The organism is Corallococcus exercitus (assembly GCF_003611585.1).
Classification (GTDB): domain Bacteria; phylum Myxococcota; class Myxococcia; order Myxococcales; family Myxococcaceae; genus Corallococcus; species Corallococcus exercitus.
In genome coordinates this window covers 1-17,950 of sequence record NZ_RAVW01000183.1, presented here as the reverse complement: position 1 = coordinate 17,950, position 17,950 = coordinate 1, and the positions used below count along the sequence as shown (strand labels likewise).

Annotated in this window: 16 protein-coding genes and 2 pseudogenes; 10 read left to right on the top strand and 8 right to left on the bottom strand. The window is 70.8% G+C overall.

Annotated elements, in window-relative coordinates:
• The 3 genes from D7W79_RS22205 to D7W79_RS22195 all read left to right on the top strand — a co-directional run.
• A partial coding sequence (locus D7W79_RS22205; RefSeq protein ID WP_120527390.1) for an EI24 domain-containing protein occupies nucleotides 1-823 on the top strand: 823 nt, incomplete at its 5' end.
• A 217-nt stretch (nucleotides 824-1,040) separates the two neighbouring features.
• The gene (locus D7W79_RS22200; RefSeq protein WP_120527389.1) at nucleotides 1,041-4,292 is read left to right on the top strand and encodes an MXAN_5808 family serine peptidase; all 3,252 of its coding nucleotides are present in this window, start codon (nucleotides 1,041-1,043) and stop codon (nucleotides 4,290-4,292) included.
• A 176-nt stretch (nucleotides 4,293-4,468) separates the two neighbouring features.
• Nucleotides 4,469-5,377 carry a hypothetical protein gene (locus D7W79_RS22195; protein WP_120527388.1) on the top strand — a complete coding sequence of 303 codons (909 nt, stop codon included), beginning with the start codon at nucleotides 4,469-4,471 and terminating at the stop codon, nucleotides 5,375-5,377.
• Here D7W79_RS22195 and D7W79_RS22190 read toward each other — a convergent pair whose 3' ends face one another.
• Nucleotides 5,378-6,094: a glycerophosphodiester phosphodiesterase gene (locus tag D7W79_RS22190; RefSeq protein ID WP_120527387.1), complete on the bottom strand. Its 717-nt coding sequence runs from the start codon at nucleotides 6,092-6,094 to the stop codon at nucleotides 5,378-5,380.
• A 118-nt stretch (nucleotides 6,095-6,212) separates the two neighbouring features.
• On the opposite strand from D7W79_RS22190, the gene D7W79_RS22185 reads away from it, so the two are divergent.
• Nucleotides 6,213-6,437: a twin-arginine translocase TatA/TatE family subunit gene (locus D7W79_RS22185; RefSeq protein ID WP_171437182.1), complete on the top strand. Its 225-nt coding sequence runs from the start codon at nucleotides 6,213-6,215 to the stop codon at nucleotides 6,435-6,437.
• Here the strand turns inward: D7W79_RS22185 and D7W79_RS22180 are convergent.
• Nucleotides 6,434-7,225, bottom strand: a complete 792-nt coding sequence (locus tag D7W79_RS22180) for a hypothetical protein (RefSeq protein WP_120527385.1) — start codon at nucleotides 7,223-7,225, stop codon at nucleotides 6,434-6,436. The two genes, D7W79_RS22185 and D7W79_RS22180, sit on opposite strands and share 4 nt — an antisense overlap.
• Before the next feature lie 7 nt (nucleotides 7,226-7,232).
• Nucleotides 7,233-8,360 carry a hypothetical protein gene (locus tag D7W79_RS45100; protein ID WP_244221904.1) on the bottom strand — a complete coding sequence of 376 codons (1,128 nt, stop codon included), beginning with the start codon at nucleotides 8,358-8,360 and terminating at the stop codon, nucleotides 7,233-7,235.
• 874 nt (nucleotides 8,361-9,234) lie between these two features.
• On the opposite strand from D7W79_RS45100, the gene D7W79_RS45095 reads away from it, so the two are divergent.
• On the top strand, nucleotides 9,235-9,444 hold the full coding sequence (locus D7W79_RS45095) for a hypothetical protein (protein ID WP_244221903.1): 210 nt from the start codon (nucleotides 9,235-9,237) through the stop codon (nucleotides 9,442-9,444).
• Between the two features lie 143 nt (nucleotides 9,445-9,587).
• Here D7W79_RS45095 and D7W79_RS46100 read toward each other — a convergent pair.
• Nucleotides 9,588-9,686 (bottom strand): annotated as a pseudogene (locus D7W79_RS46100) (zinc-ribbon domain-containing protein); the annotation flags it as partial.
• 168 nt (nucleotides 9,687-9,854) lie between these two features.
• On the opposite strand from D7W79_RS46100, the gene D7W79_RS22170 reads away from it, so the two are divergent.
• Nucleotides 9,855-10,529, top strand: coding sequence for a polyhydroxyalkanoate synthesis regulator DNA-binding domain-containing protein (locus D7W79_RS22170; protein WP_120527383.1), 675 nt, complete (start codon nucleotides 9,855-9,857; stop codon nucleotides 10,527-10,529).
• 54 nt (nucleotides 10,530-10,583) lie between these two features.
• Here the strand turns inward: D7W79_RS22170 and D7W79_RS22165 are convergent, their stop codons facing one another.
• The gene (locus D7W79_RS22165; protein ID WP_120527382.1) at nucleotides 10,584-11,390 is read right to left on the bottom strand and encodes a ParA family protein; all 807 of its coding nucleotides are present in this window, start codon (nucleotides 11,388-11,390) and stop codon (nucleotides 10,584-10,586) included.
• 20 nt (nucleotides 11,391-11,410) lie between these two features.
• Entirely contained in the window at nucleotides 11,411-11,722 is a 312-nt protein-coding gene (locus D7W79_RS22160; protein WP_120527381.1) for a hypothetical protein, read from the bottom strand.
• A gap of 197 nt (nucleotides 11,723-11,919) precedes the next feature.
• Between D7W79_RS22160 and D7W79_RS22155 the strand changes: the two genes are divergently transcribed.
• The 4 genes from D7W79_RS22155 (at nucleotide 11,920) to D7W79_RS22140 (ending at nucleotide 16,548) form a co-directional block, all read left to right on the top strand.
• Nucleotides 11,920-12,840: an ArsA family ATPase gene (locus tag D7W79_RS22155; RefSeq protein WP_120527380.1), complete on the top strand. Its 921-nt coding sequence runs from the start codon at nucleotides 11,920-11,922 to the stop codon at nucleotides 12,838-12,840.
• Nucleotides 12,837-13,949: an ArsA family ATPase gene (locus D7W79_RS22150; RefSeq protein WP_120527379.1), complete on the top strand. Its 1,113-nt coding sequence runs from the start codon at nucleotides 12,837-12,839 to the stop codon at nucleotides 13,947-13,949. The genes D7W79_RS22155 and D7W79_RS22150 overlap by 4 nt, the downstream gene beginning before the upstream one ends.
• A 224-nt stretch (nucleotides 13,950-14,173) precedes the next feature.
• Complete coding sequence (locus D7W79_RS22145; RefSeq protein ID WP_244221902.1) at nucleotides 14,174-15,334, top strand: tetratricopeptide repeat protein; 1,161 nt, start codon at nucleotides 14,174-14,176, stop codon at nucleotides 15,332-15,334.
• A gap of 17 nt (nucleotides 15,335-15,351) precedes the next feature.
• Nucleotides 15,352-16,548 carry a M48 family metalloprotease gene (locus D7W79_RS22140; protein ID WP_120527377.1) on the top strand — a complete coding sequence of 399 codons (1,197 nt, stop codon included), beginning with the start codon at nucleotides 15,352-15,354 and terminating at the stop codon, nucleotides 16,546-16,548.
• Between the two features lie 197 nt (nucleotides 16,549-16,745).
• Here D7W79_RS22140 and D7W79_RS22135 read toward each other — a convergent pair whose 3' ends face one another.
• Together D7W79_RS22135 and D7W79_RS22130 are read right to left on the bottom strand one after the other, a co-directional pair.
• A complete protein-coding gene (locus tag D7W79_RS22135; RefSeq protein ID WP_120527376.1) occupies nucleotides 16,746-17,270 on the bottom strand; it encodes a tetratricopeptide repeat protein in 525 nt (174 codons plus the stop codon).
• A gap of 8 nt (nucleotides 17,271-17,278) precedes the next feature.
• Nucleotides 17,279-17,950: pseudogene (locus tag D7W79_RS22130) on the bottom strand (hypothetical protein); the annotation flags it as partial.

Sequence of the window (17,950 nt, the reverse complement as noted above, 5' to 3'; positions counted from 1 at the left end):
GGTTCCCACCCTCTCCCCGCGGCCCCGTCTGTCGGATTTCTTCCAGGGGGTGGGAGTGCTCGGCCGCGCCTTCCGGCTCATCTTCCGCTCGCGCCGCCTCTTCCTCCTGTCCAGCCTGTGCGCGGTGCTCACCGCCATCGCCCTGGTGGCCCTGGCCGTCCTCCTCTACCGCTATGCCCCCGGCCTCCTGGAGTCCGTGTGGGCCCGGCCCGAGTCCTGGTACGGCCGCGCCGGCTGGGACCTCGCGCTCATCCTGGGCGCGCTGGTCGCCTGGGTGGTGGGCGCCAACGTGGTGCCCCCCCTCCTGCTGACGCCGCTGCAGGACCCGCTGTCGGAGGCCACGGAGGCCGAGTGTGCGCAAGCGGACGCCGTCCTCTCCCCCGCCTCCTTCCTGCGAGGGATGACGACAGGGCTGTTGCACACGCTCGCCCGCATGGCGCTGCTCTTCCTGGGGCTGGCGGTGCTGCTCCCCCTGAACCTCGTGCCGGGCCTGGGCAGCATCGCGTTCACCGTGCTGGCCAGCGTGTGGACCATGCTCTGGATGGCGGCGGAGCACCTGGCCGCGCCCATGACGCGCCACCTGTACCCCTTCGCCCAGGTGCGCCGCATGCTGCGCGAGCGCCAGGCCCTCTGCCTGGGCTTCGGCGCGGGCGTCTACCTGCTGCTCTGGGTGCCCATCCTCAACACCTTCTTCCTCCCGGTGGCCATCGTCGGGGGCACCCTGCTGTACCGGGGCCTGCGGGAGGCCGGGGACCTGCCCCCGCCGCCGGACGCGCTGGGGCCCGCGAGCCCTTCCTCCGGCGGGCGTCCTGAAGCGAAATAAAGGGGCATGCCGGGTGTCCATACGGACAGGCCACTCGGGAACGCATTGCCTGCGGCAGACGTTCTCGGTCGCTAGTGACAAGGCCACGCCTTGAAGCACCTGGAAGCCGTGATTAGGCTTGCCCGGCCGCTGCCAGGTCCCTTGGCACCCGTCGAACCGTTCGGATTCACAGGGCTTTTCACGCATCACCCGGGGCGCCTCTCGCGCCTCAGCTGGGATGAACCGCATGCCGCGTATCTTCCGCCGCATCACCGCCGTCGCCGTTCTGTTGGGGGCCTGGGCATTCGCAGGCAGTGACCGTGCGCCCCTCCCGCTCACCGTGGGAGCGGCGGAGGCGGGCCAGGACTCCTGGGACGGCGCGCTGCCTTCCGCCAACAAGGGCGAGAAGGCGCCTCACGACCTCAACAGCCTCCGCGTCCTGACGAAGGTCATCCTTTATGTGAAGGAGAACTACGTCGACCCCAAGCGGGTGAAGCCCAAGGAGATGATGATCGCCTCCCTGGAGTACGTGGAGAAGAGCGTCCCGGACGTGCTCGTGGACGGCAACCCGGAGACGGGCAAGCTCAACGTCAACGTCAACGGCAAGCAGAAGGAGTTCGACATCTCCCATGTCGACTCCCTGTGGAAGATGTCCTTCGCGCTGAAGGACGTGTTCGACTTCCTGTCGAAGAACATGCGTCCCATCGAGGAGACGCGCGACATCGAGTACGCGGCCGTCAACGGCATGCTCTCCACGCTGGATCCGCACTCGGTGCTGCTGCGCCCGGAGCTGTACCGGGAGATGAAGCTGTCCACCAAGGGTGAGTTCGGCGGCCTGGGCTTCGTCATCCAGATGAAGGAGGGCAACCTCACCGTGGTGAAGGTGCTGCCCAAGACGCCCGCGGCGCGCGCCGGCATCCAGAAGGACGACCGCATCAAGAAGATTGGCGAGGAGTCCACCGTCAACATGGACCTCAACGAGGCCGTGTCCAAGCTGCGCGGTCCGGTGGACAGCCGCATCACCATCACCGTGGAGCGCGACGGCTGGGACAAGCCCCGCAACATGACGGTGGCGCGCGCGACGATCTCCATCGAGTCCGTGCAGCACAAGCTGCTCGCGGGCGGCGTGGGCTACGTGCGGCTGAAGAACTTCCAGGGCAACACCACGCGCGACCTGGAGGCCGCGCTGACGGACATCCGCAAGCAGGCGGAGGCCAAGGGCGGCTTCAAGGGCCTGGTGCTGGACCTGCGCGGCAATCCGGGCGGCCTGCTGGAGCAGGCCATCCAGGTGTCGGACACGTTCCTGTCCAAGGGCACCATCGTCGCGACGGTGGGCTTCAGCGACAAGCTGCGCGAGGAGAAGCGCGCGCGTCCCACGGAGGGCGAGGAGTCCTACCCCATCGCGGTGCTGGTGAACGCGGGCAGCGCCTCCGCGTCTGAAATCGTCGCGGGCGCGCTCAAGAACCTGGACCGCGCGGTCATCATCGGGCGCCAGACGTTCGGCAAGGGCAGCGTGCAGGTGCTCTACGACTTCCCGGACGACAGCGCGCTCAAGCTGACCATCGCCAAGTACCTCACCCCGGGCGACGTCTCCATCCAGGAGGTCGGCATCGTGCCGGACATCCAGCTGGTCCCCACGCGCGTCACCGCGGACCGGGTGGACGTGTTCGCGCCCCGCAAGTCCATGGGCGAGGCGGACCTGGATCAGCACTTCGGCAACCCGGAGTCCGCCACCATCGCCAAGAAGCGCGAGGAGGTCCTGGACCGCGAGAAGCCGGGCACCAGCCTCAAGTACCTGAAGGTGGATGAGAAGGCCGCCCAGGCCACCGCCGCCAAGAAGGAAGAGCCCAAGGAGAAGGTCGCCGCCAAGCCGGGCACCGCCAAGGACAAGAAGGAGCACGGCGAGAATGATCCGCTCCTGGACGTGGACGTGGCCGGCCAGGGCGAGGACCTGGACGACCAGCTGGACGCGGAGTCCCAGGAGGAGATCAAGGAGGACTTCGAGGTCCAGTTCGCCCGCGACTTCGTCCTGAAGGTGCCGGCCGTGAAGCGCGGCGAGCAGATCCGCCAGGGCAAGCAGTTCGTGGAGCAGAAGCGCAACGAGGAGGAGCAGCGCATCAACAACGCCATCGCCGCGCTCGGCCTGGACTGGAGCCCCGGTCCCACGCCGAAGAACGTGCAGCTGGACGCCAGCTTCTCCCCGAACGGCGACGCGAAGATCATCGCCGGCGAGCAGCTGGACATGGTCATCCACGTGGAGAACAAGGGCACGGAGCCGCTCAAGCGCGTGCGTGGCTGGACGGAGAGCGACAACGCGTTCCTCGACCGCCGCGAGTTCCTCTTCGGCGCCATCGCCCCGGGTGAGAAGAAGTCCTGGAAGGTGCAGGTGCGCCTGCCCAAGGACCTCACCAGCCGCCGCGACGACGTGAAGGTGAAGCTGTTCGACGACAACGGCCCGCTGCGCGACACCCTGGTGTCGGAGCTGTCGTTCGTGGAGCTGCCCCGCCCCACGTTCGCCTTCAACTGGCAGGTGGTGGATGACTGCGCCGAGTGCAACGGCGACGGCGTCGTGCAGCGCGGCGAGGACGTCACGGTGGTGATGGACGTCACCAACACGGGCGTGGGCCCGGCGCTGGACTCCTTCGCGCAGATCAAGAACGGCGGCGACGCGAACATCTTCATCGAGAAGGGCCGCTTCAAGCTGGGGGAGATCAAGCCCGGTGAGACGAAGACGGCGCGCTTCCAGGTGTCGCTGAAGAAGGGCTTCAAGGGCGACACCTTCCCGCTGAAGCTGGCCATCCTCGACGAGCCCCTGGAGGAGTTCGTCCTGGAGAAGCTCCAGCTGCCCGTGAAGGACGGCCCCGTGGCCCCGCTGGAGGCGAAGAAGGGCCTGGTGAAGCTGTCGGACAAGGCGGAGCTGTTCGCTTCCCCCACCGCGGACGCGCGTCCGGTGGCGAAGCTGCCGCAGGGTGCGACGCTGGCCCTGGAGGCCACCACCAAGGGCTACTACAAGGTCGCGCTGGAGAAGGACCGCTTCGCCTTCGTTCGCACGCAGGACGCGAAGGAAGTGAAGACCGGCAAGGCCGCGGCGCCCAAGACGGTGGCGTTCAGCACCTCGCACCAGCCGCCGGACATCAAGCTGGACGTGGACCCCTCTCACGGCGGCGTGGTGGTGAACGGCGACAAGTTCACCCTCTCCGGCGCGGTGAAGGACCCCAACGGCCTGCTGGACGTCTACGTGCTGGTCAACGACCAGAAGGTCTACTTCAAGGCCGTGGACCCCAAGGGCGGCGAGCCCAACACGCTGAAGTTCACCTCCGACTTCACCCTCAAGGAGGGCAACAACAACGTGCTGGTGGTGGCCCGCGAGAGCAGCGAGTTCGCCAGCCGCCGCACGCTGGTCATCCGCCGCCGTCCGGCGGAGGTGGCGCAGAAGGTCGTGACGCCCGCCGCCGCGGCCACCACGCCGGTGAAGCCGCGCCAGCAGTAGTCGTCCCGGGCTTCCGGGCACGGACCCGGAGTGCCTGACCCACGGGCGGCTCGCTTCCAGGCGTTTCCTGGAGGAGGGCCGCCCGTTTTGTTGACGCTTCACCGAGGGCCGATTTAGGGTCCGCGGCAGGTGGGCGCCCGCTTGGCCGGCATGCGTCCCGGAGGCGTGATTCCCCCATGCGGACGTTCAGTCGGTGCCTGTTGCTCGCGACGGCGCTGTCCGGGGCCGCGGCCCATGCGGACGACAACGACCTGATCCTTTCCCGTTTCGGCGTCGAGCGCCGGGGCGCCACTGCCGTCATCACCAACACGGAGTTCGCCGAAGCCAGCGCGGACTTCCGTGCCTTCGCGCGCACCTTCGGCGCGGTGACGACGTCGGCGAACCTGATGCCCCCACGCACGACGGGCCACTCCGGCTTCGCGTTCAACGCGGAGCTGTCCGTGGTGTCGCTGCCGGAGGACGTGGCGCTGCCCACGGAAGCCGAGCAGCCCGGCTCCGTGCTGGTGCCGTCGCTCCACGTGCGCAAGGGCCTGCCCTTCTCGCTGGAGCTGGGCGGGCGCGTGGGCTGGATTGAGAAGAGCAGCATGGTGACGGCCACGGGCGAGCTGAAGTGGGCCGTCAACGAGGGCTTCACCTACCTGCCGGACGTGGGCCTGCGCCTGCACGTGACGAAGCTGTTCGGCGCGCACAACCTGGACCTGACGACCACGGGCCTGGACATCGGCGTGGGCAAGCAGTTCCCCCTGGGCGGCATGGTGACGCTGACGCCCTACGGCGGCCTGGACCTCAACTTCGTCAGCGCCACCACGCGCACGCTGGACTTCGACCCCAGCCGCACCGTGGCGGACACGGCGGGCAACGACTCGCGCGACGCGCTGACCAACACCGCGTCGTACTCGCGGGTGAAGGCGGGCGACAACCTCACCCCGCGCTTCTACGCGGGCGCGCGCTTCATTGGCGGCGTGCTGCAGCTGGGCGCGGAGATTTCGCTCACCAACCTGGGCAGCTTCGACCAGGAGGGCGCGGGCAGCCGCGACCTGCCGTCCGTCTTCGCCTTCAACACCACGCTGGGGCTGGACTTCTAGTCAGCGCAGGGCCTCGCGCACGCGGCCCGGGCGGTTGGTGATGAGGTAGGACACCCCCAGGTCCCGCAGCTCGCGGGCGCGCTGGGGGTCGTCCACCGTCCACGCCGCCACGCGCAACCCGGCGTCCCTCCACGCGGCCACGCGCTCCGGCGTGCACGCCTCGTGGAAGGGGTGCACCGAGTGCGAGGACACCAGCGGGCTCAGCGCGTACGCCTGCAGCGCCCAGGGCTTGTCCGGGTCGATGAGGAAGCCCCGGCGCAGCGTGGGCGCCACCGCCGCCAGCCGGAAGAGGCACAGCGGGTTGAAGCTGGACACCACCACGCGGCCCGCCAGATCGCGGTCGCCCAGGAGCCGGGCCACGCCCGCCGCCAGGCCGCCGTCGTCGAAGCGGTCGCACTTGAGCTCGATGTTGACCAGGAAGTGCTCCGGCAGCGCGTCCAGCACCTCCTCCAGGAGCGGGATGCGCGCGGGGGCGAAGCCCAGGGGCGTGCCCACGTCCGCGCGGGAGAGCTTCCACCAGGGCGTGGTGCGCACCTCCCAGGGCTGCCCCGCCAGGCGGTCCAGGCGCTCGTCGTGACACACCACGACCTCACCGGAGCCGCACACCATGGCGTCCAGCTCCACGCCGTCGGCGCCCTGGCGCACGGCCTCCGCGAAGGCCTCCAGGGTGTTCTCGGGGGCGTCGGCGCTGGCACCACGGTGAGCGAGCAGGAGCATGGGCGCGAGAGTGTGCGCTGGAACGGCCCCCCGGCGCAGCGTCCACGACGGACAGGCGTCCGGGGGTGGACGCGTGCGCAACTTGCCTCGCGGGTGGGTTTATTGCAGTGTCGGAAGCATGCTGGGCCTCGGAGAATTCATCGTCCTCGGCTTCATCCTGCTGGTGGTCTTCTCGGCCGCCCGGATGGGGCAGTTGGGCAACGCGGTGGGCAAGTTCGTCTACTCCTTCCGCAAGGCGTCGCGCGGAGAGGACCTGGTGGACGTGAAGCACCTGCCCCACTCGCGCCGGGGCCACACCGACGCGGACTTCACCGAAGGCCCCAACAAGGACCGCCGCTCCTAGAACTCCTCCCCCGTCGGGAGGACCAGCGGACCGGGCGGACTGCCGGGCGCTGGCGCCAGGAGCAGGCGCGCGGCCTGCTGCCTCAGCGCGGGGAGCAGCCCTGTGTCCTCCACCAGCTCGCGCAGGTCCGCGGTGGTGAGCAGCGGCACCAGCTTCGCGCCCACCTCCGGCGGCAGGTACGGGTTGAAGGCGAGCGCCCGGCGCACCTTGTGGCGCACGGACCAGCGCGGCGACTTCCAGATTTCGACGAGCGGCTCCGGACGCGCGGGCCTGCGCGCCGCGATGCGCACCACCAGGTCCTCGGTGAGGCGCGGGTTGATGAGGACGTTGCGCAGCACGGCCGGGTTGCTGACGGTGGCCAGGCGCGACAGCACGTCCGGGTCCCGCGTGAGGCGGGCCTGCTGCTTCAGGTGGCCCAGGGACTGGTTGGCGGCGAGGGCGTCCGCGCGGGCGGCGGCGTCCGCGTCCAGCTCCTTGCGCGCGGGCCCTTGCGCGAAGAGGTCCGCCACCGCCTCCAGCGACTGCACGTGGGCCATGCGCCGGAGCGCCTCCACGTGGGGGATGTGCTCGGCCTCCTGATCCAACGCGGCCAGGAAGTCCGACAGCACGCAGGTGGCGGGGGCCTGCCCGGCGCGGGACAGCGTCAGCAGGTGGCCAATGAGTTCGTTCGTGTCGAACGGCTCCCGCCGGGCCAGTTCGCGCGCGGCGGCCTTGCGGCGCACGGTGGCGCCTCCGCCCAGGGCGTGCAGGTTGCGCGCGAGCGCGCGGGCCTCCTCCAGCGTGGACATGACGGCTTCAGCCTCCCGTGCGGTCGGCGGTGGGTTCGGAGGGAACGGGCTCCAGCGTCACCTCCAGCCGGAAGCCGGAGAGGTCCGCGGGGAACTCCTGGAGCATCACCAGGAAGGGCACCTTGCCGCCCGGCGGCACCGGGAGCGCGGCGGCGTCCATGCGCTGGCGGAGCGCGGTGGCGGCCTCGCGGGTGGTGACGGCGTGGAGTTCCTCCGGCGTGGCCAGCGCGCCCGCGAGCCCCTCCGCCGAGCGCACCCGCTGGTCGCCGTCGAACAGGGCGGCGCGCACGCGCACGGCCGCGGCGGCACCGCTGCGGTTCTCCGCCTCTCCGCGCACGACGAAGAGCATGCGGCCGTCACTCGTCTCGTAGAGGCCGTTGGACACGTCGCTCGCGATGAACGGGCGGGACGCGGGCAGCACCAGCGAGCGCAGCCGGTCCGGGGACAGCGTGGACGGATCCACCTTGCCGTCGCGCAGGTACACGGTGCCCAGCGCGCCCAGGGCCACCACCAGCACGGTGGCGATGGCGAGGTTGAGGACCAGCCCCGTTACCTTGCGCGCGCGGCCGGGCAGCCGGCGCTGGGGCATGCCCACGTCTTCCATCCGGGCGGACGGCTTGGCCACGGTGACGGCGGGGCCTGTGCGCATGTTGGCCAGGTCCACCACCTCGCGGCGGGGCGTGGTGATCTTGAACGGGTCGCCGTCGTCGTACGCCGGCACGTCGCTCAGCAAGGAGATGCCGCCGGGCTCGTCAGCGCCAGCCTCCGCGGGCACGTCACCCAGCAGCGCGGCGCGGCCGGTGTCCGTGGGGGCCATCCCCTCCTCTCCGGAAGCACCCGCGCCGGAGAAGTCGAACAGGTCGCCCATCGGCTCCGGAGCAGCGCCGGAGTCCATGGGCGCGGCGGGCAGGTCCGGGGTCGGAGCGGCCACGTCGATGGAAGCGAACGGGTCGTCGCTCTCGAAGCCGGGCGAGGGCACCACCGGTCCCACCGCCGTGGCGCCGCTCGGCGAAGGCGCGACGGCGACGTTCGCGGCATGGCGCAGCGACACCGCGTCCGGAGCCGCGGGAGCGTCGATGGAGAAGTCGAAGAGCGGATCCGGCGCGAGGTCCGTCGAACCCGCGGCAACAGCCATCGGCGCGCCACCCGGGCGAGCAGCCCCGCCAGGGCCCGGGGGCGAAGCGGTACGCGACGGAGCCGCGCCAACAGCAGCAGAGGCGCCAGGAGTCGGAGGCATGGCGGCGCGCGTCGCGCCAACGGCCGCGGGGGCTCCAGGAGCCGAAGGCATGGCTGCGCGCGCCGAGCCACCGGCCGCAGGGGCTCCAGGAGTCGGAGGCATGCCCGCGCGCGCCGAGCCACCGGCCGCAGGGGCGCCAGGAGTCGGAGGCATCCCCGCGCGTGCCGGAGCAGCGCCCACGCCTCCGGCCGCGGAGGCGCCGGGAGCCGAAGGCATGGCAGCGCGCCCCGGGGCAGCGCCCGCCCCGGAAGGAGTCACTGCACCCGGAGGAGTGCGCGCCGCACCCGACGCAGGAACCCCTGGCGCCAGCGGGGATGCAGCCCTTGCCACGGCAGGTGCCGGGCCCCTGGGTGCCACGGCAGCCGGAGGAGCCGAAGCAGCCCCGAGCCCCGGCGCGGACGAATCGGTCCCGGAGAAGTCATCCAGGCCCAGGAACGACGCATCATCCACGGTGCCGAAGTCAGAGGTCGGCGCACCCGCACCGTGGCCGACGACCGCCGCCGGCCGTGCCCCACCAACCCCAGGCCCCGGAGGCGGCGCGGCAGGACGGGAGACCGGCGCGGAAGGTCCGCCCGGAGCCACGGCCGACGGACGGGCCGCACCCGCGGGCCCCACGGCGAACGCCCCGGGAGGAGCGGCCCGGGCCGCAGGAGGCGCAGGAGGCGCGGGAGGCGCGAAGGCCCCCGGAGGCACCGCGCGGAAGGTCCCCGACGGAGGAGAAGCCACGGGCCGGGGCGCCGCCACCGGAGCGGCGGGCGCGGGCGCATCCGACATGAAGTCCGCGAACGGGTCCTCCAGGTCCAGTCCAGCCAGGTTCGTGGGCGACGGCAGCGGCGCCGTGGGCCGCCGGGCCGCGATGCCCGGGGACGACGTGGGCGGGTCGAATGGCATCGTCGCCCCTCCCGTGTCCACGTCGATGTCCACGTCCACGTCACCCCAGGTCTTCACCGGGGTCTTCACCGCGGGTGCGCCGGGCGCGTAGTACGCGGATCCAGGCCGGGTGACCTCCCCGGTGGGCTCCGGGGCTTCTCCGAACGCCTGGAACGGGTCCGCCTGCCCGGCCGGAGGGACGGCTGGCGGGGGGGCGCTCAGGGCGGGCGCGGCCTCACGCGCCACCCGGAAGGTGTTCTGGCATTTGGTGCAGCGGACCTTCACCCCTTTTTCCGTCACCTTCTCGTCGGGGATCTTGAACCGCGTCTGGCACTGTTCACACTGGACGATCATGGGGTCGGGTCGGGGGGACTCGAAGCATAGGCCCACCCGCCAACCACGGCGAGTCGGACCCGGGCAACTTGCTCGCTTCCAACCCCTTTGATACGAGGTTCGCCCCTTTGGAAATCAGGTAGTAAACCAGTAAATGCCAAGGCGCAGCCGGGGTCGGAGACGACAGACATGAGCGAGGCCGAGCAAGCAAACGCTCCCAGCAGCAACAAGGAGCCGAAGATCATCAAGCGCTACACGAACCGGAAGCTCTACGACACCGTGGAGAGCCGGTACGTCACGCTCGATGAGATCGCCGCGATGATCAAGGAGGGCACCGAGGTGCGGATTGTCGACAACCGCACGAAGGAAGACCTGACCTCCGTCACCCTCGCGCAGATCATCTTCGAGGAGGAGAAGAAGAAGAACCAGATGCCGCTGTCGGTGCTGCGGGAGATCATCCGCCACCCCGGCGAGTCCATCTCCGGGTTCATCCAGAAAGAGGTCACGCCGCGCGTGGCCTCCATCCGCGAGGAAGCCGAGCAGCGGCTGGACAAGCTGCTGCGCCGCGAGGACGGCAGCCCGCAGGAGGCCACCCCGGACGCCGCCGCCGCCACGCCCGCGCCTCAGGCGGAGGGCAACGCCGCGAGCCTCAACCCGGCGGAGCTGCTCAAGGCCAGCCAGCGCGCCTTCGAGGACTTCCAGCGCCGCATCGACGAGCGCGTGAAGCAGGTGGTGGAGAACCTCACCGGCAACCTCCCCGCCCTGGGCCGCGACATGCAGGCGCTCTCGCAGCGGCTGGAGGAGCTGGAGAAGAAGCTCGACGCCGTGGAGAAGGGCGACAAGAAGGACACCAGCGCTTCCTGAAGCGCCGGTGCGACTGCAAGCACGTGGCGCCCGGGGGGAAACGGGCGCCGCCGCTCAGGCCACCTTGGGCGGGGTCCGCTTCCGCTTCGCCGGAGCGGCTCCACCGTCAATCTCCGCCGCGATGGCCGCGAGCATCCGCGCCCCCGGGCTCTGGGGTGCGTACTCCCAGATGGTCTTCCCGTGGCTCTGAGCCTCGTCCACCTTGACGCTGTAGCCCAGCGGCGTGGCGGCGAGCGCGTCGGGGAAGTACGCGCGCAGGCGCTCCAGGATGGCCGTGGCCAGCGCCGTCTTGCGGTACAGCGTGGGTACAACCTTGGTGACGCGCAGGTCCGTGCGGCCTTCCGCCTCGCCCACCTGGCGCACCGTCTCCGCCAGCTCCGCGCACCCGTCCAGCGCCAGGTACGTCAGCGCCACCGGCACCACCACCTCCGTGGCCGCCACCAGGATGTTGCGCGTGGTGAGCCCCATGGACGGAGGCGCGTCGAACAGCACCACGTCGTAGCCCGCGCCTTCCGCCTCCCGCATGCGGTCCGCCAGCCGGTGCGCGCGCCGGGGGTCCTGCGCCACCACGACCGGGAACTCCGCCATCTCCTTGTACGCGGGCAGCACGTCCAGCCCGCTCACGCCCGTGGGCCGCACCACGGAAGGAAGTGACACCTCCGCGTCGGTGAGCAGGTGGAAGACGTTGCGCGGCAGCGTGCGCACGCCCACCCCCAGGGACTTGCCCGCGTGGCCCTGCGTGTCCAGGTCCACCAGCAGCACGCGGCGGCGCTGCTTGAGCGCCAGCCACGCGGCGGTGTTCACCGCGAGCGTCGTCTTGCAGGTGCCGCCCTTCTCGTTGATGAACGCGATGCGCCGCATGGCCTGGGGAGCAGCGCGCGCTACGCCTTCTTCTTCGAGGACGTGTTCGACACCAGCGTGTCCAGCTTGCCCTCCACGGACGCGAGCAGCCGCTCCAGGTCGTCCACCTTCGAGCGCAGCTGCTCCAGGTCCGCCGTGGACGGCAGGTTCATGGCGGACAGCGCCGTGCGCAGCGCGGAGTCCAACGTGCCTTTCGCCGCGAGCGAGCGGGACACCAGCCCCTGCACCGCCGCCACGAACTTCTCGTTGGAGAGCAGCTGCTGCGCGAGCTTGCCGACGCGCTCCTCGCCCGTCTCCACGAGCTTCTTCATCACCGGGTTGTTCTTGAGCATGGTCTTGGAACCGTTCAGGTCCGGCCCGCTCCCGCACCAAGCGACTTGGCCGGCGGGACAGGCGGGACGTCAGGAAGAGGACGTCGCACTCTGGGAGGGGCCAACGCGACGTGTCAAGCAGGGGAACAATGGGGGTTTCTGCTCGTGGACTCTCGTTGACTCTCCGGGAGGCCATCCCTACGGTTCGCGCGCCCTCTATGGCCGGACTGCTCGACAAACGCCTGTGGATCGTCTCTGGCAAGGGGGGCGTGGGGAAGACGACCGTCGCCGCCGCCCTGGCCCTCGCCTCGGTGCGCGCGGGCCGGCGCACCCTGGTGTGTGAAGTGAACACCCAGGAGCGCGTCAGCCGCTTCCTGGAGCTGCCCGAAGCGGGCCCGGAGGTGAAGCTGCTGGAGGAGAACCTCTGGGCGGTGGACGTGCGCCCCCACGAGGCCATGCGCGAGTACGGCCTGATGGTCCTGCGCTTCGAGACCCTCTACAAGACGGTCTTCGAGAACCGGCTGGTGCGCTACTTCCTGCGCTTCATCCCGTCCCTCCAGGAATTGGTGCTCCTGGGGAAGATCATGTTCCACCTCCAGGAGAAGCTGCCGGACGGCCGCTGGAAGTACGACACGGTGGTGCTGGACGCGCCCGCCACCGGCCACGCCATCTCCTTCCTGAGCGTGCCGCAGGTGCTCCTGCAGACGGTGCCGCCGGGGCCCATGACGCGCGAGGCGTTGAAGATGCGCGACCTGCTGGTGGACCCCTCCGTCACCGCCGCGGTGCTGGTGGCGCTGCCGGAGGAGATGCCGGTGAACGAGGCGCTGGAGCTGCACAGCGCGCTGCGGGACAGGGTGCACATCCGCACGCACGCGGCGGTGCTCAACCAGGCCTTCCCCCAGCGCTTCACGGAGGCGGACCTGGAGGCGCTCGCGGGCCATCCGGAGCTGCGCCGCGTGGCCCAGGCGCACCATGACCGGGCGTCGCAGGCGGTGCTCGCGGGCACGAAGCTGGAGCGCAACCTCCACGCGCCGGTGTACACGGTGCCCAGGCTGTTCGTGCCGCGCTTCGGACGCGACGCGGTGGAGACGGTGATGGGGCACCTGGACGCGATGGTGAAGGGAGGCACGGGAGCATGACGGCGCTGCAAGCGGCGCTCGCGAACAAGCGCGTGCTCATCTGCGTGGGCTCCGGTGGCGTGGGCAAGACGACGGTGGCGGCGACGCTCGCGCTGCGCGCGGCGGTGGATGGCCGCCCCAGCATCGTGTGCACCATCGACCCGGCGAAGCGGCTGGCCAACTCGCTGGGCCTCTCCGGCCTGGGCAACACGGAGGCGGAGGTCCCCGCGTCGGTGCTGGAGCCGCTGGGCGTGAAACCCAAGGCGGCCCTGCACGCGATGATGCTGGACATGAAGGCCACCTGGGACGACCTCATCACCCGCGTGGCCCCGCCGGATCAGCGCGAGAAGATCTTCGCCAACCGCTTCTACCAGTCCCTCTCCACGGCCCTGGCGGGCAGCCAGGAATACATCGCCATGGAGAAGGTCTGGGACCTGCGTCGGCGCACGGACTACCAGTTGGTGGTGCTGGACACGCCGCCCACCGCGCACGCGCTGGACTTCCTGGACGCGCCCAACCGGGTGCTGGACTTCCTGGACAACGAAGCGGCCAAGTGGCTCCTCACGCCCGCGCTGAAGGCGGGCAAGGTGGGCCTGTCCCTCTTCAACCTGGGCGGCAGCTACGTGACGCGCGCGCTGTCGCGCTTCACCGGCACGGAGATGCTCCAGGAGCTGTCCTCCTTCATGGTGACGCTCTCCTCCATGAACGAGGGCTTCCGCGAGCGCGCCCGCGGCGTGCGCGAGCTCCTGGAGGACAAGACGACGGGGTTCGTGCTGGTGACGAGCCCCAACCCGGAGCGGCTGGACGAGGCCATCCACTTCCACAAGCTGCTCGGGCAGAACCACATGGAGATGACGGCCATCGTGGTGAACCGCGTGCACCCCATGCCCACCCCCGCGCAGTGGGAGGACGCGGCCACGCTGACGCCCACCCGGCGCGCGAAGGTGGAGGAGACGCTGCGCGAGACGCAGGTGCTGGCGCAGCAGGACCTGGAGGGCATGGCGCAGCTGCGCGCGGCCTGTCCGGGCACGCCCCTCATCCAGGTGCCCCGCTTCGGGCTGGACGTGCACGACCTCACCGCGCTGTGGGGCACCGGCCGCTACCTCCTGGGCGACGACGTCCTCGCCTGAGGACCCCTCCCCCACCCCGAGTGACACACCGCGGGCGCCGGGCATATCCGGCGCGTGCCGGCGTTCATGCCGGGCAGGCGGGCGACAGAGCACCGGAGCCCTGCCCGCATTAGAGTGGCGGGCGCGGAAAGCCATCCGGGGAACCTGTCGGGTCTCCGGGGTGTCGATGTCCGGGGTGACGCGGGTGTCCGGACGGGAGCAGGTGCATGCACGGCAGGAAGCGGATGGATTCAGCCGGAGTCGCCCGGCGGTGGTTGTGGGTGAGCGTGCTGGGCCTGGGCGTGACGCTCACGGGCTGCCGCACCACGGGCGCGGCGGCGAAGCCGGACGACACGGCGAACAGACAGGTCGTGGCGTTCGACCCCGTCACGGTGACGGCGGACCTGGAACTGGACAAGCTCAACGACGAGGAGCTCTTCGCGGGCGGCACTTCCGCGTTCGCCGCTGACGACTTCAAGCAGGCGGCGCGCTACTTCGGCCGGCTCGCGGACTTCCACCCCAACAGCCCGCACCGGCGCCAGGCCCTCTACAACGCGGGCCTCGCGCACCAGCGCCTCAAGGAATGGGACGACGCCTACGGGCGCTTCTCCGACCTGGCGGATCCAGAGAAGGGCCAGGGCGACGCGCTGGACGCGTCCTTCCGCGTGGCGGAGACGCTCTACCACCTGGAGCGCTACGAGGAGGCCTCGAAGCTCCTGACGACGCTGGCCGCGCGCGCGGACCTGCCCGCGGGCCGCCGCATCGAGGCCCAGGTGCAGCAGGGCATCTGCCAGGTGGAGGCCGGCCGCACCGACGACGCGGAAGCGACGCTGCGCAAGGCGCTGGCCGCGTATGACGCCCTGCCGGACAAGACGGAGGTGGAGGACTACTTCCCCGCGCAGGCGCACTTCTTCGTCGGGGAAATCTATCGGCTGCACTACGAGGCCGTAAAGCTGGAGGCCAGCCGGGGCAGCGACGGGCTGGCGCAGGACCTCAACTACAAGGCGGAGCTGCTCCTGTCCGCGCAGGGCCACTACCTGCGCTCCATCCGCGTGGGCAACGGCTACTGGGCCACCGCCGCGGGCTCGCAGATTGGCGCCCTCTACGAGAACCTCTACGAGCACATGGTGAACTCGCCCACGCCCCCGGAGCTCAACGGCGAGGAGGCGGAGGTCTACCGCCAGGAGCTGCGCAAGAAGATCCGCGTGCTGCTCACCAAGTCCATCAACATCTACGAGCGCACGCTGGAGGCCGCCGAGCGCATCGGCTCCCAGAGCGCCTTCGTGGACCGCACCCGCCAGAGCCTGGAGAAGGTGAAGTCGCTGCTGCTCGCGGACGCGGACACGGAGTCGGGAGAGGTCTCCGTGCCCATGCCCGCGTCCAGCGCGGGCGCGAAGCACCGCTGAGCGCTGCTCCGTCGGCCATGGAACCACTCTTCACCCCGGAGCAGCTCGCCGACATCCACGCCTACCACCAGCCCTATTACATCCGGGCGGCGGTGGAGCCGCTGGTGCGGCTGGCCCTGTCGGCACTGCTCCTGGCCGTGCTCGTGCGGCCCGTGTACCGGGGAGCGGCGGCAGCGGCGGCGGCGCTGGAGCGCAGGTTCGGTGGCGCGCTGCGCACGGCCCCGGTGAGCCGCGCCTTCTTCAGCGCCATGGACCGGCTGTGGGGCGAGCCCGGCTGGGGCACCGCCATCTTCTTCGCGCTCTTCATCGACCTGGCCACCCAGGTGCTCTACGCCCCCGCGAACGTGTACTTCTTCTACGTGCTGGAGCACCGGCACGGCCTGTCCAACGACACGCCCGCCACCTTCGCGTGGACGTGGTTCAAGGGCAGCCTCGTGGGCGCCATCGCCCTGACCGCGCTCGTGGTGGGGCTGTACGGACTGGCCCGGCGCGTGCGCCGCTGGTGGCTGGTGCTGGGCGTGCCCGTGGCCCTGCTGATGCTGGTGGCCTCCGCCCTGGACCCCTACCGCGCCCGCCTCTACTTCGACCAGACACCCCTGCAGGAAGGGCCGCTGCGCTCGCGCATCACCGCGCTGATGCGGAAGGCGGACATCACCTTCTCCGACGTGGTGGTGGAGAAGACGTCCGTGATGTCCAAGCGCATCCAGGCGTACTTCGCCGGCCAGGGCCCCACGCGCACCATCGTCCTCAACGACGTCATCCTGAAGGAGCTGGGCGAGGACGAAATCCTGGCCGCCGTGGCACACGAGGCGGGCCACGTGAACGAGCCCCGCTGGCCCGGCCGCATCGCCTCCTCGCTCGCGGTGCTGGCGCTGCTCTTCGTCATCGACCAGCTGCTGCGCCTCTCCGCCCGCCGGGGCTGGTGGGGCGTCCAGCGCGCGGGCGACATCCGCACCCTGCCGCTGGTGTCGCTGGTGGTGTTCCTGCTCATCACGCTCGCGGCCCCTGTGTCGGGGGCCCTCTCCCGCGAGCGCGAGCGCGAGGCGGACCGCTACGGCCTTGAGCTCACCGGCGACCCGGGCGCCTTCCGCCGCATGCTGGTGAAGGCCGCCCGGGTGAACAAGATGGACCCGGAGCCCCCCCGCTGGATTGTCCTCAAGGGCATGAGCCATCCGCCCATCGGGGAACGGCTCGCCGCGCTCGACGCGCCCTGAACGCCTTTCAAGAAGCCGCCGGTGGATGGGCCTCCACTCCACTCCCCCTCGCCATCCAGGCCCACCCTCCGGCCGGCCGCCCCCGGACCGCTCCCCAACTGTCCGGCGGCACATCCGTCTTGAATACGTCTCCCCCTTCAGTGCTCCTCTCGCGCGGGCGTCCTCGTTCCTGACGGCGGCCCGCGCGGCGGGGCCCCCTACGTCGGCGGGGCGCCCTCCTTCAGCTTCTCCACCGCCACCAGGGTGATGGCCTTCACCAGGGCCTTCGCGCGGCGCCCCGCGGACGTCTCGCCGTGCGGGTCCACCTCCACCGCGTTGGCAATGTCCGTGAAGCCCTGCCGCTCGCCCCGGCGCAGGTGCAGCTCACCCCGGCCCGTGAGGGCCACGGGGTTGCGCGGATCACCCGACAGCGCGTGCGTGTACTCGGTGAGCGCGTCCTCCACCCTCCCGAGCTTCTGGTACACGGTGCCCAGCGCCGCGTGCGCCGCCGAGTCCTTCGGGTTCCCCTCCACGAGCCCCTCGAAGAGGATGCGCGCCTCCTCCAGCCGGCCCGCCGCCGCCAGGTCGCAGCCCACCTGCGCGATGGCCTTCGCCTCCTCGAAGGTCATCCCCTCCACCTCCGCCCAGGTCGTCTCCCCCCGCGCGAACGCCTTCAGCCTGCGCGCCGTTCCGGTCTCCATCCGCTGCTCCTCGCCGCCTTCGTGCTTGATGATGCGTCCCATGGCGGCCCTCACGCGCTGCGCAGGTTGGAGATGGCCGTCTTCGCCATCTCGTTGAACTTCGACGACATGTTGCTCATCAGGTCGAACATCGCCTTGCGCTTCTCCATCAGCGTCTGGAGGCGCAGCTCCAGCTCCTGCATGCTCGTGTCCAGCTTCGCGCCGCGCGCCTTGTCCGCATCGCTGCTGCCCAGCGTGGCGCGCTCCTCGCGGGCGCTGGCCATCTCGTTCATCACGTCCAGCAGCTCCGAGTCGGTGTCCTCGGTGATGCCCATGAGCAGGGCCTGCACCTTCTGCTCGATGCTCATGTTCGGGTTGTCCACGATGTCGCGCGCCCGCGAGCCGCCCGTGCCCCGGCCTCCGCCCGGCGGCTTCGCCACCACGTCGAGCTCCGCGTCCAGGTCCTTCCAGCTGGCGACGCCATCCCGGCCGCCGGTGCCCTCCGCCATCTCCAGGCGGTGGAAGTACTCCGGGTGGTCCTTGAAGAACTGCGCGGCGCGCTTGAGCGTGGGAGAGGCCGCCGGGTTGGCCAGCACCGCCTCCAGGTTCGCCATCGTCAGCTTGCCGTCCTTCGCCCCCACCGCCGCATCGAAGGTGTCCCAGTTCTGGTCCAGCACCTGGAGCGCGTCCACGTAGCCCGCGAGGTTGGGATCCAACGCCCCCGTGCCTCCGCTGCCCCCGCC